At 69.6% G+C, this 12,446-nt stretch carries 12 protein-coding genes; 7 read left to right on the top strand and 5 right to left on the bottom strand.

Annotation, left to right across the window (positions count from 1 at the left end; translation table 11 throughout):
• Together dnaJ and JDV09_RS07365 are read left to right on the top strand one after the other, a co-directional pair.
• The gene (gene dnaJ / locus JDV09_RS07360) at positions 1-1,182 is read left to right on the top strand and encodes a molecular chaperone DnaJ (RefSeq protein WP_221368444.1); all 1,182 of its coding nucleotides are present in this window, start codon (positions 1-3) and stop codon (positions 1,180-1,182) included.
• Positions 1,179-1,553: a heat shock protein transcriptional repressor HspR gene (locus tag JDV09_RS07365; protein WP_221368445.1), complete on the top strand. Its 375-nt coding sequence runs from the start codon at positions 1,179-1,181 to the stop codon at positions 1,551-1,553. Before dnaJ ends, JDV09_RS07365 begins: the two co-directional genes overlap by 4 nt.
• Before the next feature lie 72 nt (positions 1,554-1,625).
• Here JDV09_RS07365 and JDV09_RS07370 read toward each other — a convergent pair whose 3' ends face one another.
• From JDV09_RS07370 to JDV09_RS07380, 3 genes are read right to left on the bottom strand one after another with little or no spacing between them, the layout of a single operon-like run.
• Positions 1,626-2,528, bottom strand: a complete 903-nt coding sequence (locus tag JDV09_RS07370; RefSeq protein WP_221368446.1) for an aldose 1-epimerase — start codon at positions 2,526-2,528, stop codon at positions 1,626-1,628.
• Positions 2,529-2,553: 25 nt separating this feature from the next.
• Positions 2,554-3,729 carry an FAD-binding oxidoreductase gene (locus JDV09_RS07375; RefSeq protein WP_221368447.1) on the bottom strand — a complete coding sequence of 392 codons (1,176 nt, stop codon included), beginning with the start codon at positions 3,727-3,729 and terminating at the stop codon, positions 2,554-2,556.
• Positions 3,730-3,740: 11 nt separating this feature from the next.
• Positions 3,741-4,760 carry an ABC transporter permease gene (locus tag JDV09_RS07380; protein WP_221368448.1) on the bottom strand — a complete coding sequence of 340 codons (1,020 nt, stop codon included), beginning with the start codon at positions 4,758-4,760 and terminating at the stop codon, positions 3,741-3,743.
• 102 nt (positions 4,761-4,862) lie between these two features.
• On the opposite strand from JDV09_RS07380, the gene JDV09_RS07385 reads away from it, so the two are divergent.
• The gene (locus JDV09_RS07385; RefSeq protein WP_221368449.1) at positions 4,863-5,510 is read left to right on the top strand and encodes a TetR/AcrR family transcriptional regulator; all 648 of its coding nucleotides are present in this window, start codon (positions 4,863-4,865) and stop codon (positions 5,508-5,510) included.
• Here the strand turns inward: JDV09_RS07385 and JDV09_RS07390 are convergent.
• Positions 5,507-6,178 (bottom strand): GAP family protein, encoded by a 672-nt coding sequence (locus JDV09_RS07390; protein ID WP_221368450.1) that lies wholly within the window; start codon positions 6,176-6,178, stop codon positions 5,507-5,509. The two genes, JDV09_RS07385 and JDV09_RS07390, sit on opposite strands and share 4 nt — an antisense overlap.
• Before the next feature lie 81 nt (positions 6,179-6,259).
• Between JDV09_RS07390 and JDV09_RS07395 the strand changes: the two genes are divergently transcribed.
• The 4 genes from JDV09_RS07395 to clpB all read left to right on the top strand — a co-directional run bounded on the left by JDV09_RS07395 (position 6,260) and on the right by clpB (position 11,536).
• Complete coding sequence (locus JDV09_RS07395) at positions 6,260-7,675, top strand: guanine deaminase (protein ID WP_221368451.1); 1,416 nt, start codon at positions 6,260-6,262, stop codon at positions 7,673-7,675.
• The gene (locus JDV09_RS07400) at positions 7,672-8,220 is read left to right on the top strand and encodes an antibiotic biosynthesis monooxygenase (protein WP_255604943.1); all 549 of its coding nucleotides are present in this window, start codon (positions 7,672-7,674) and stop codon (positions 8,218-8,220) included. Before JDV09_RS07395 ends, JDV09_RS07400 begins: the two co-directional genes overlap by 4 nt.
• 172 nt (positions 8,221-8,392) lie before the next feature.
• Positions 8,393-8,878 carry a GtrA family protein gene (locus JDV09_RS07405; RefSeq protein ID WP_308124048.1) on the top strand — a complete coding sequence of 162 codons (486 nt, stop codon included), beginning with the start codon at positions 8,393-8,395 and terminating at the stop codon, positions 8,876-8,878.
• A gap of 111 nt (positions 8,879-8,989) precedes the next feature.
• Positions 8,990-11,536, top strand: a complete 2,547-nt coding sequence (gene clpB, locus JDV09_RS07410) for an ATP-dependent chaperone ClpB (RefSeq protein ID WP_221368452.1) — start codon at positions 8,990-8,992, stop codon at positions 11,534-11,536.
• A gap of 91 nt (positions 11,537-11,627) precedes the next feature.
• Here clpB and JDV09_RS07415 read toward each other — a convergent pair whose 3' ends face one another.
• Positions 11,628-12,422: a Coq4 family protein gene (locus tag JDV09_RS07415; protein ID WP_221368453.1), complete on the bottom strand. Its 795-nt coding sequence runs from the start codon at positions 12,420-12,422 to the stop codon at positions 11,628-11,630.
• Positions 12,423-12,446: the final 24 nt, after the last annotated feature.

Below are 12,446 nucleotides of genomic sequence, written 5' to 3' on the forward strand. Positions count from 1 at the left end.
ATGGCCCAGCGTGAGTGGGTCGAGAAGGACTTCTACAAGGAGCTCGGCGTCGCCTCCGACGCCAGCCAGGACGAGATCAAGCGGGCTGCCCGCAAGATCCTCGCCGAGAACCATCCCGACCGGAATCCGGGCAACTCGGCCGCCGAGGAGCGGTACAAGGCCGCATCCGAGGCCAAGGAGGTGCTCACCGATCCGGCGAAGCGCAAGGAGTACGACGAGACCCGCCGGCTGTTCGCGGGCGGCGGTTTCGGCCGTGGTCGCTTCAACGGTGGCGGCGGATTCGGCGGGTTCGGCCCCGGCGACGGTCAGGAGTTCAATCTCAACGATCTGTTCGACGCGGCTGGACAGGGCGGCGGCGCCAACATCGGTGACCTGTTCGGCGGGCTCTTCGGGCGCGGCGCACAGCAGCCGCGGCCGTCCCGCCCGCGTCGGGGCAACGACCTCGAGACCGAGACCGAGCTCAGTTTCCTGGAGGCCACCAAGGGCGTGGCGATGCCGCTGCGGCTCACCAGCCCGGCCCCGTGCACCAACTGCCACGGCAGCGGTGCGCGGCCGGGCACCAGCCCGAAGGTGTGCCCGAGCTGTAACGGCGCCGGGGTCATCAGCCGCAATCAGGGCGCGTTCGGGTTCTCCGAGCCGTGCACCGAGTGTCGCGGCAGCGGATCGATCATCGAGAATCCGTGCGACGAGTGCCGTGGAACCGGGGTCACCACCAGGACCCGCACGATCAACGTGCGGATCCCGCCGGGTGTGGAGGACGGGCAGCGGATCAGGCTGGCCGGCCAGGGTGAGGCCGGGCTGCGGGGCGCCCCGTCGGGCGACCTGTACGTCACGGTGCACGTCCGGCCGGACAAGGTGTTCGGCCGCAACGGTGACGACCTCACCGTCAGCGTCCCGGTGAGTTTCCATGAGTTGGCCCTCGGGACAACGCTTTCCGTGCCGACCCTGGAAGGCAAGGTCGGCGTTCGGGTGCCCAAGGGTACGTCGGACGGGCGCATCCTGCGGGTGCGGGGCCGCGGCGTGCCGAAGCGGTCGGGCGGCAACGGTGATCTGCTGGTCACGGTGAAGGTGGCGGTGCCGCCGAACGTCGAAGGTGAGGCCGCCGAGGCGCTGGAGGCCTACGCCAAGGCCGAGCGTGCCAGTGGCTTCGACCCGAGGGCTGGATGGGCCGGTGCCCGATGAGCATCGGTCGCAAGGACCCCAATGAACATGCCAGGACGTTCCTGATCTCGGTGGCGGCCGAGCTGGCCGGTATGCACGCGCAGACGCTGCGTACCTACGACCGGCTCGGCCTGGTCACCCCGCAGCGGAGTTCCGGTGGGGGACGTCGATATTCGCAGCGCGACGTGGACCTGCTGCGCGAGGTGCAACGGCTCTCGCAGGACGAGGGCGTCAACCTGGCGGGCATCAAGCGCATCATCGAGCTGACCAATCAGGTCGAGGCGCTGCAGTCGCGGCTGCGTGAGCTCAGCGACGAGGTCGAGCGCCTCCGGGTTCAGCCCAGGCCGAAGAGCACCGCGCTGGTGGTCTGGCAGCCGCGCAACCAGCGTTGACAGTTCTGCCGAAATGGCATTCCAGCAGGCCCCTTCTCGAAGTTTGCCTGCCGGAATGCCATTTCGGCATTTCTAGGCGACCACGATCCGGAACTGCGCGGTGGCAGACTCCCCGGGCTGAACCTCGTGGTATCCACCGAGGCGCAGCGCATCGGTCGGTGCGGCCATCGGTTCGAAGCACACGACGTCGTCGTTGCCGGGTGCGAACACCTGCGCGGCGGTGTAGCCGCTGTCGAAGTGCACCTCGATACGGCGGTCGCCGCCCGACAGCGCGAACACCGACCCCGGTGCGACCTCGTCGAAGCCGTCGTCGATGGCGTTCAGGCCGAGCACCTCCGAGCCCGCCGGACGCGCTTCGGCGGCGCCGGTCGGAATGCCCCAGGCGTTCACCGGCCGGTACCGCATCGCCGGGGTCTCGATCCGCCATTCCGCGCGCGGCACGCCGGGCAGTTGCAGGTACGGGTGGAACCCGAAACACATCGGCACCCGGGATCCGGTGGTCGCGGTGACCGTCGTCTTCACCGTCAGCGTGCGGTCGAGCAGCGTGATGTCCAGGGTCAGCAGGTGCGGGAACGGGAACGCCGCCAGCAGCCCGGGCCGGGCGGCGAAGTCCAGTTCGGCCGTCAGCTGCGACTCCAGCGCCGCGGTGACGTGCCAGTCCCGGTAGGCGGCCAGGGTGCCGTGGATCGGGACGCCGTGCTCGTCGGTGCGCACGCCGCCGGTGCCCGGTGTCAACGTCACGACGGCGCCGTCGACGCCGTAGCCGTTGCTGCTCAGCCGGTTCGCCCACGGGTAGAGGATCGGGATCCCCATGGTCTTGTGGTTGGACACGTAGGCCTGCAGTCCGCGGCGCTGTCCCAACAGCTCCGCCCCGCCGTCGGACAACGACGTGGCGATCATTCCGGCGTCGGGTACGTAGGTGGCGGTCAGCGCCGACGACGGGTCGCGCAGCGTGACGGTTTCGAACTCGGCCATGGCTTTCGATCCTGCCACGGCGGCATCAGCTCGCCAGCGGATCGTGCTGAATTCTTTCAGCGGGCGCACCTTTGGCGATCAGCGCGGCCTTGGTGGCCGTGACCATGGCAGGCCCTCCGCACACCAGGATCTGGCGGTCGCCCCAGCTGCCGTAGCGCGTCACGACCTCGGCCAGCGTGCCGGTCTGGCGGACGTGCAGCCCGCGCGGCGGCCTGACGTCGGGGTAGTCGGTGGCCCACGGCGGGTCGAAGGCCAGTTCGGAGACCGGCGTGACCGACAGCCACGGGTTCGTCGACGCGATCTCCCACAGGGTGCGCAGATCGTAGAGCTCACAGGGGTGCTTGGCGCCGAAGAACAGATGCACGCGTGGGTTCTCGCCGAACCGCGCGAGATCCATGATCAGCGCGCGCAGCGGGGCCAGCCCGGTGCCGCCCGCGATCATCAGGACGTCGCCGTCGTCGCGGTCGATGTGCATCGCCCCGTGCGGGTTGGACAACCGCCAGCGATCGCCGGGACGGGCTTCGCCGACGATCGCCGTGCTGACCATGCCGCCCGGCACCGACCGGATGTGGAACTCGACGTAGCCGTGCGGATCGGGCGGGATCGCCGGGCTCAGGTAGCGCCAGCGCAGCGGCCACTGCGGTATCTGCACGGGGACGTACTGACCGGGCAGGTAGGCCAGGGGGTGGTCCATCTTCAGCCGGACGATCGACACATCGCGGGTGGGACGAAGGTGCTCGAGCACCGTGCCGTCGCTGAACGGGGGACTCGTCTCCGCGTCGGCGGCACCGCTCATCACGCCGACCACGAGCGTTACGACGTCGTTGACGGCCTCCGAGAGCCGGTCGTCCCAGCGATCGGCGAGGTGGTCGCGCAGGGTGCCCACCAACGCCTGCTGCAGGGCGGCGTAGTGCTGCTGGGTGACGCCGTACTTGCGGTGGTCACGACCGAGTTGGGCGAGGAACGCGACCGGCTCCTCGGCGCGCTGGGCGATGAGCTGATCACACAGCCAGCACAGCGCCTGCGCGAAGACGTCGCGCTGCATCTGCATGTCCGGCGGGAACAGGTCGCGCGCCGACAGGTCGGTGGCGAACCACCGCGTGTAGAAGTCACGGACCAGTGCCTGTGACGTCCCGGACTCACCCGCGGGATCGACGGCGTCCCGCAGGACGCGCATCATCGCCCGGTCTTCGAGTCCCACGCCGCACGATCCTAGGTCACCTGACGCACTGGGCCGCGGCGCTGCGCGGCGCCGATGATCAGGGCGGCACCGGCGAACGCCCAGCACAGCAGCACCACGATCGCGGTTCCCGCGCCGGCGCCGTCGAAGTACGCAGTCGACCGCAGCAGGGTGGCCGTGGCGCCCTGGGGCAGCAACTGGCCGGCGGCGCCCCAGCCCGCGGGCAGCAGCTCGGGCGCACTGGCCAGCCCGGACAGCGGGTTGCCCACCAGCAGCGCCAGCATCCCGCCGATCGCGAGCCCGGCCCTGCCGAAGACCGCGCCCAACCCGAGGATGAACAACAGTGCGGCGGCCACCCCGAGGGTCAGGCCCGCGGCGATGCCCCAGAAGTTGTGCTGCACCGAGCCGAACACGTAGCGCAGCAACACGGCGATCGTGACGCCGCAGAGCGCGGCCGAGCCGAGGGCGGCGGCGAACCGGGTCCAGTGCTGCCGCGGCAGCAGCAGGACCAGCGCGATCGCGGGCAGCAGTCCCGCCAGCGTGAGCGGAAGCGCGGACGCCGCCAGGCCGGCGCCGCGGGGATCGCGTGCCGTCGGTGGCGCCAGGTCCTCGGTGTGCACGGCCATGCCGGTCGTCGCGCCGATCTGGTCGCCGAGTTGGGTCAACAGCTGTGCCACCGCCGGGCCGGCGCCCGTGGCGATGAGCAACGAGGCCTCTTGGCCCGGCCGGTCGGGCAGCACCAAACCGCCGTATACGTCGCGATCGGCGACGGCCCGCGCGAGGGCGGACCGGCTCGGGTAGTAGGTCACCGCGAACGCGCCCGGGGCGTGCCGATCGAGCGTCTGTGCGATCTGTCCACCGGCGGCCTGGGGTTCGGCCGCTCCGATCGGCACGTCGTGTGGGCCGGATCGGGTCGCCGGGAGCGCGAAGGCGATCGCCACGATCGCCAGCACCGCGGTGATGGCGACGACGAGGCCCGCGGCGCGGGCCGCGGCGGGTGGTTCGTGGGCCGGATCGGCCTGCCGGGTGTGTCTCGGGCTGGTCGTGGTCACGGCGCGGTCCCCTTTTCATCGATTGTTGAATTTTATCCCTGGCCGAGCGTAGGCCTTCGCGGACAATTTTTCAACAGTCATTGAAATGCTACCGTCGAGGGCATGTCAGCAGCTGCGAAGTCGGTGCGGCGCCGGGGGCGACGGCAGGGCGAGCCGGTATCGCGGGAGGCGGTGCTCGCGGCGGCCAAGGAACGGTTCGCCCGCGACGGCTACGACAAGACCACGCTGCGCGCGGTGGCCGAGGACGCCCGGGTCGACGCATCGATGGTGCTCTACCTGTTCGGCTCCAAACAGGAGCTGTTCCGCGAGTCGCTGCGGCTGATCATCGATCCGGGTGTCCTGGTCGCCGCCCTGGCCGGCGACGATGCGACCGGCGAGCCCGACATCGGAACCCGGATGGTGCGGACCTATCTGACTGTCTGGGAGGCACCCGAGAGCGCCGTGAGCATGCGCGCGATGCTGGCGTCGGCGACGTCGAACCCGGATGCCCAGGCGGCGTTCCGCGCGTTCATGCAGAACTACGTGCTGGCCGCGGTATCGGGCGTGATCGGCGGTGGGGACGAGGCCCGGCTGCGGGCGACGCTGGCGGCGAGCAGCCTGGTGGGCACCGCGATGCTGCGCTACCTGATGGCGGTCGGCCCGCTCGCCGAGTTGCCGACCGAGGACGTCGTGCGCTTGGTGGCCCCGACCGTGACGCGCTACCTCACCGCCGGTGCCGACGAACTCGGCCTGCCCGACGGGTACCGCTAGAGCCCGTGCACGCCCTTGTAGAGCACCAGTAGGCCGATCACCACCAGGATCACCGCGACCAGAGTCGCGTGCTGGCGTTCCAGCCATTCCTTCAGGCGCGCCAGCGCGGGATCCAGCCGCCCGCCGGAGAACACGTAGCCGAGGATGGGCAGCGCGACCGTCGAGGCGGCGATCAGCACGTACCAGATCTCGGCGACCCAGGCCCCGGCCGGCTTGAGGCCGGCCGACCCGATCGCCAAACCGGCTGCCGCGCAGATGAACAGCACCTTTGGGTTGACCACCGTCAGCACCACCGCCGTGCCGGCGGCCCTGGCCGGGGTGAGGCTGCTCATCTTCGTCATCCACCCGGGCATGTGCTCGGATTGCGTGCGGGTGAACCACCGGTAGACGCCGAACGCGATCAGCGCCACGCCGATGACGATGCGCAGCCACGACGCCCATCCCGGCGGCTTGCTGCCCAGCCCGCCCAGCAGATTCGACACCTCCACGAAGATCGCGGTCAGCGCGGTCAGGCCCATCAGCCAGCCGGCCAGGAACGCCAGCGCGGTGGGTCTGGGCCGGGGGGTGTGCAGGACCAGCACCGCGGGAATGATCGTCAGGGGTGAGAGTGCGACCACCAGGGCGAGTGGAATCAGCTCGGTGAGAATCGATCCCCAAATCGGCGACACCGGGAAAACCTAGCAAGGCGGCCGCACCGCTGCTGAAGATCAAGCGACGCGAGCCCCTCCCTCGTTGGCTATCGTCTCGGCATGACCGAGGTGCATCTGGGGCAGGTGTTCCACGTCGCGGGGCGCCCGACCGTGACCGAAGCGGCGGCCGCGCTGGTGGCGGTGCCGGACGGAGCGCTGGTGATCGGAGACGACGGCCGGATCGTGTACTGCGGCGAGCGTTCGGCGCTGCCCGCCGAATTCGCCTCGGCGCCGGTGCACGATCACCGGCCCGCATTTCTGCTGCCGGGGTTCGTCGACACCCACATCCACTTCCCGCAGACCTACGCCGGTGACTCCTACGGTGGCGGGCAGCTGCTGGAATGGCTCGAGCAGTGCATCTTCCCGTCCGAATCCCGGCTGGCCGACCCCGAATTCGCGCAGCGCGCCGCGGTCGAGTTCTGCGACCGGCGCATCGCGGCGGGCACCACCGCGGCGATGGTCTTCGGCTCGGCGTTCCCGCACGCCCAGGATGTGCTGTTCGGCGAGAGCCGGCGGCGCGGGCTGCGGATGGTCAGCGGGCGCGCCATCCAGACCGTCGGGCCCGCCAGTGCCGCGGCGTTGCTCACCTCCGAGCAGGACGCGCTGAGACTGACCCTCGAGGAGATCGAGACCTGGCACGCCGCCGATACCGGTGACGTGGCGACCGCGCTGCTGCACGTCGCGATCGTGCCGCGGTTCTCGCTGTCGGTGACCACGGAGACGCTCAGCGCCCTGGGCGAACTCTACGATTCGGTGCGCGATCGGGGTGTCTATGTGCACACCCACCTCAACGAGAACAACCGGCCGGGCACCGGCGAGGTCGACAGCGTCAAGCAGGCCTTCCGGGTCGACACCTACCTGGACACCTACGACGGCAAGTTCCTGCCCGGTTCCTCGGTGGGCGGCAAGAGCCTGCTGGGCCGGCGGACCATCCTGGCGCACTGCGTGCACTGCGAGGACGCCGAACTGGAGCGGATGGCCGAGACCGGAACGTCGATCGCGCACTGTCCGGTCTCCCAGCTGTTCCTGGGTTCGGGGACGATGCCGTGGAAGCGAACCGTGGCCTCGGGGGTCAACGTCGCGGCCGGCACCGACTTCGGCGGCGGCGACGAATGGCTGATCTCGCGGGTGCTCGGCGACGCCTTCAAGGTGCACATCAACGAACCCGGCGAGGACGGTGTCTCCATGCATCCCGCCGAGATGCTCTTCACCGGAACGTTGGCCGGCGCGCGGGCCCTGGACATGGAGGACCGGTTCGGCAACTTCGACGTCGGCAAGGAAGCCGACTTCCTGGTCATCGATCCGGCGGGCACGCCGGCGCTGGCCGGGATGATCGATCACGGTGTGCGCTCCGCAGACACCGGGATGGCTTTCGAGCAAACACTTTTCGCGCTGCTGATGGGTATGCGCGAGCCGTCGGTCGCGCAGGTGTACGTGCGGGGTCGCCGGATCGACGGAAACTCGAACGGCAGATGACGCCGGCGACGGCGGTCACGTACATCCACCGGTCCGCCGACGTCGCCGGTTTCCGGTCCTGGGCGCGCGACATGCCGGCCTGCGCCGCCGGTGCCGACGGTCACCTGTCCGGGCGGGTGGCCGCCTGTGACGACCCGCGGCCGGATTGGGCTGTCGCGGTGGAATTCTGCGACGAGGACCGGCTCACCGCCTGGCTCGACCTGCCGACGCGCGCGACCGTGCTGGACACCGGGCAGTTCAACGGGTTCTGTTGCAGTGCAACCGATCTGGTGATCGGTACGGACGGAACCGCACCGCCGGGGGTGGGTGTGTTCCGGCACGCGGTTGCCGAGGGCAGGGACGCCGACTTCCGGAACATGCAGGTGCAGCTGGCAACGGCCGCGGCGAACCTGCCCGGCTACCTCGGCACGGCGCTGGTTCCCGCGGACCGGAACGGCGAGTGGATGTCGATCGTGCGTTTCCGGACCGGAGCGCAGCTCACCGAGTGGATGCGCTCGGCCGAACGCACGGCCGTCCTGTCCGGGTTGCGCTCGACGCTGGCGTGACGGGCGCGCTGGCCGTCGTGCTGCTCGACGCGGTGACCCTCACGCTGTTCGCGACCGTGCACCAGTTGCAGTTCTGGGACTACCTCGACTGAGGGCCGACCGAGGCAGATCCGTGGCCTGGTGTTCGTGGCCTGCTCATCGCCAGGACACCTGGACCCGCCACCGTGGTCGGGTGGACCACGTGTCGGTGCGGGCTCCGGAACGCTTCCACCGCGGGTGCGAATGGGTAGTGGCGCGGCTGCCGATGGGGCTGGACGGTGTGGTCGCGCCGACGCTGCTGGGCTTCGCGCTGATCAACAGCTTCACCTTCGGCGTCGACCTGGTGCTGCTGGCGAGCCTGCACGGCGGACTGGGGGTGCCGTATCCGGCCGCGGTGAGCATCTCCTACGCCTGCGCGTTCGGGTTGAGCTACGTGCTGAACCGCTACTTCAACTTCCGCTCGCACGCACCCGTCGGGCCTCAGCTGGCGATCTACGTCGTGGTGGTGGTCGTCAACTACGTCGCGTTCATCCTCGCGCTGTCCTCGGCGCTGGCCGCGATGGGCCTGGACTACCGGCTGGCCCGGATGACGGCCGGCGCGTGTGAGGCGGTGTACATGTACTGCGCCCTGCGGTGGGTGGTGTTCCGCCGGGCCCGGGTCGATTACCCGATGCCTTAAGCCCCTAGCTCGGCGACCGCAAAAAAGTTAAAGTTGAGCGGAACACACTCAAGAGTGACGGCGTTGACAAACGCGAGAAGCATTTTCACCCGTCTGACGAATGGAGGTGTCGTGGACTCGTTCAACCCGACCACGAAGACCCAGGCGGCGCTGACCTCGGCGATGCAGGCGGCCACGACCGCCGGCAACCCGCAGATCATGCCCGCTCATCTGTTGATGGCGCTGCTGACGCAGAACGACGGCATCGCCGCCCCGTTGCTCGAGGCGGTCGGAGTTGACCCCGCGACCATCCGCGCCGAGGCCGAACGCCTGATCGCCCGGTTGCCCAGCGCCAGCGGTGCCAACTCGACACCGCAACTGAGCCGCGAGTCGATCGCGGCCATCACCGTGGCCCAGAACCTGGCCACCGAGATGGACGACGAGTACGTCTCGACCGAACACCTGATGGTCGGCCTGGCCACCGGCGACGGCGACACCGCCAAGCTGCTGACCGGCCACGGTGCGTCGCCGCAGGCGCTGCGCGAGGCCTTCGTCAAGGTGCGGGGCAGCGCACGCGTCACCAGTCCCGATCCCGAGGGCAGCTACCAGGCGCTGGAGAAGTACTCCACCGACCTGACCGCGCGCGCCAGGGAAGGCAAGCTCGATCCCGTCATCGGCCGCGACAACGAGATCCGTCGCGTCGTGCAGGTGCTGAGCCGCCGCACCAAGAACAACCCGGTGCTCATCGGCGAGCCGGGCGTCGGCAAGACCGCGATCGTCGAGGGCCTGGCCCAGCGCATCGTCGCCGGCGACGTGCCGGACAGCCTGCGCGACAAGATCGTCGTCTCGCTGGATCTGGGCTCGATGGTCGCCGGTGCGAAGTACCGCGGTGAGTTCGAGGAACGCCTCAAGGCCGTCCTCGACGACATCAAGAACTCGGCCGGACAGATCATCACCTTCATCGACGAGCTGCACACCATCGTCGGCGCGGGCGCGACCGGCGAAGGTGCGATGGACGCCGGCAACATGATCAAGCCGATGCTGGCCCGTGGCGAGCTGCGCCTGGTCGGTGCCACCACACTCGACGAGTACCGCAAGTACATCGAGAAGGACGCCGCGCTGGAACGCCGCTTCCAGCAGGTGCTCGTCGGCGAGCCGTCGGTGGAGGACACCGTCGGCATCCTGCGCGGTCTGAAGGACCGCTACGAGGTGCACCACGGCGTGCGCATCACCGACTCGGCGCTGGTCGCAGCGGCGACGCTGTCCGACCGCTACATCACCGCGCGCTTCCTGCCGGACAAGGCCATCGACCTGGTCGACGAGGCCGCCAGCCGGCTGAAGATGGAGATCGACTCCCGGCCGGTCGAGATCGACGAGGTCGAGCGCCTGGTGCGTCGCCTCGAGATCGAGGAGATGGCGCTCGAGAAGGAGGAGGACGCCGCCTCCAGGGACCGGCTGGAGAAGCTGCGCGCCGAGCTGGCCGACCAGAAGGAGAAGCTGGCCGAGCTGACCACCCGCTGGCAGAACGAGAAGGGCGCCATCGATGTCGTCCGCGAGCTCAAGGAGCAGCTGGAGGATCTGCGCCGTGCGGCCGACCGGGCCGAACGCGACGGTGACCTGGCCAAGGCCGCCGAGCTGCGCTACGGCCGGATCCCCGAGGTGGAGAAGAAGCTCGACGCGGCGCTGCCGCACGCCGAGGCCCGCGAGGACGTGATGCTCAAGGAGGAGGTCGGGCCCGACGACATCGCCGACGTGGTGTCGGCGTGGACCGGCATCCCCGCCGGCCGGATGCTGGAGGGTGAGAGCGCCAAGCTGCTGCGCATGGAGGACGAGCTGGGCCACCGTGTCATCGGCCAGAAGAAGGCCGTGCAGGCGGTGTCCGATGCGGTGCGCCGGTCGCGGGCCGGAGTCGCGGACCCGAACCGGCCGACCGGCTCGTTCATGTTCCTCGGCCCGACCGGTGTCGGCAAGACCGAGCTGGCCAAGGCGCTGGCGGAGTTCCTGTTCGACGACGAGCGCGCGATGGTTCGCATCGACATGAGCGAGTACGGCGAGAAGCACTCGGTGGCCCGCCTGGTCGGTGCGCCTCCCGGCTACATCGGCTATGACCAGGGCGGTCAGTTGACCGAGGCGGTGCGGCGGCGGCCCTACACGGTGATCCTGTTCGACGAGATCGAGAAGGCCCACCCGGACGTGTTCGACGTGCTGCTGCAGGTGCTCGACGAGGGCAGGTTGACCGACGGCCAGGGCCGCACGGTGGACTTCCGCAACACGATCCTGATCCTGACGTCCAATCTCGGCGCCGGCGGCACCGAGGAACAGGTGATGGCGGCGGTGCGCGCGGCGTTCAAGCCGGAGTTCATCAACCGGCTCGACGACGTCATCGTCTTCGACCCGCTGTCCGCCGACGAGCTGGTCGAGATCGTCGACATCCAGCTCCAGCAGCTGGACAAGCGGCTGGCGCAGCGCAGGCTCACCCTGGAGGTGTCGCTGCCGGCCAAGAAGTGGCTGGCCGAGCGTGGGTTCGATCCGCTCTACGGCGCGCGGCCGTTGCGGCGGCTGGTCCAGCAGGCCATCGGTGACCAGCTGGCCAAGCTGCTGCTGGCCGGCAAGGTGCACGACGGCGACGCGGTGCCGGTCAACCTGGCCGACGACGGCGAGTCGCTCGTCCTGGGCTGATGCCCGCCGAAATGGCATTCCGGCGGCGAAAGTGCGAGTGCACGCCTGCTGGAATGCCATTTCGGCGATAGGGGAGGGACGCGGGTTCGCGCTATGCGGTGGGGGTCAGCGTCGCCTCGTAGTCCCAGGGCTCGTAACCGGAGCCGTCCATCGACGGCAGCTGCCAGCTCGTGAAGAAGTGTCCGTCGGGGTGGGCGACCGCCGCCGGGGCGATGTCGAGGTCGGCGCGCACCTCGCTCAGGGGACGTGCGAGCAGTTCCTCGTAGGGGGCGGCCATCAGGTTCCTGGCCGCACGCCCCCGCTCGACCGCCTCGTGCCAGTAGCCGCGCTTGCGCCGCCAGGACGCGCCCCCGACGATCGCGCACAGGATCAGCCCGAACACCGCGGTGGTCCGGCAGTGGCCGAGCTGACCGTGATGGAAGCCCAGGTTGCCGATCTCGCCGCCCGGGTCCGGGCCGTATCCGCCGAGCACGTGGAACATGTCGTGCAGCGCGGTACCGCGGGCGATCATGTAGCCGAAGTCGGGGTCCCAGCCGTTGCGTTCGATGACCGGCTGGATCACGCCGGCCGCATCGAACACCCCGGCGTCGAGCCGGTGCTGGCGCAGGAAGTCGCGGTAGGCGGCCCCGAGTGAACCGGGGGGAAGGGCGGCGAGGTACTCGTCGTCGCCGAGCTTGCTCATCAGGTCGGGCTTGTCGCGCAGCAGTCGGCGCCCTTCGGGGAGTCTTCTCAGCTTCTCGAATTCACGCGCCAGCGTGGGATATCCGAACGCGATGACGGCTTCGAAGATCTGGTCGTGGCGGAAGGTGAGTCCGAAGATCCGTGTCAGTGCCCGTAGCCCCACGCTGACCTGCTCGTATCGTGAAGTCGCCGGCGCGCTGCCCATGGCAAAATAATATACAGTCAGGAT

It is taken from the genome of Mycolicibacterium xanthum (assembly GCF_019710635.1).
GTDB classification, from domain to species: domain Bacteria; phylum Actinomycetota; class Actinomycetes; order Mycobacteriales; family Mycobacteriaceae; genus Mycobacterium; species Mycobacterium xanthum.

Coding starts and splice junctions, on each gene's coding strand:
- JDV09_RS07415 (WP_221368453.1), bottom strand. CDS start 12,422: ATGGGCAGCGCGCCGGCGACTTCACGATACGAGCAGGTCAGCGTGGGG.
- JDV09_RS07385 (WP_221368449.1), top strand. CDS start 4,863: ATGTCAGCAGCTGCGAAGTCGGTGCGGCGCCGGGGGCGACGGCAGGGC.
- JDV09_RS07400 (WP_255604943.1), top strand. CDS start 7,672: ATGACGCCGGCGACGGCGGTCACGTACATCCACCGGTCCGCCGACGTC.
- JDV09_RS07365 (WP_221368445.1), top strand. CDS start 1,179: ATGAGCATCGGTCGCAAGGACCCCAATGAACATGCCAGGACGTTCCTG.
- dnaJ (WP_221368444.1), top strand. CDS start 1: ATGGCCCAGCGTGAGTGGGTCGAGAAGGACTTCTACAAGGAGCTCGGC.
- JDV09_RS07395 (WP_221368451.1), top strand. CDS start 6,260: ATGACCGAGGTGCATCTGGGGCAGGTGTTCCACGTCGCGGGGCGCCCG.
- JDV09_RS07370 (WP_221368446.1), bottom strand. CDS start 2,528: ATGGCCGAGTTCGAAACCGTCACGCTGCGCGACCCGTCGTCGGCGCTG.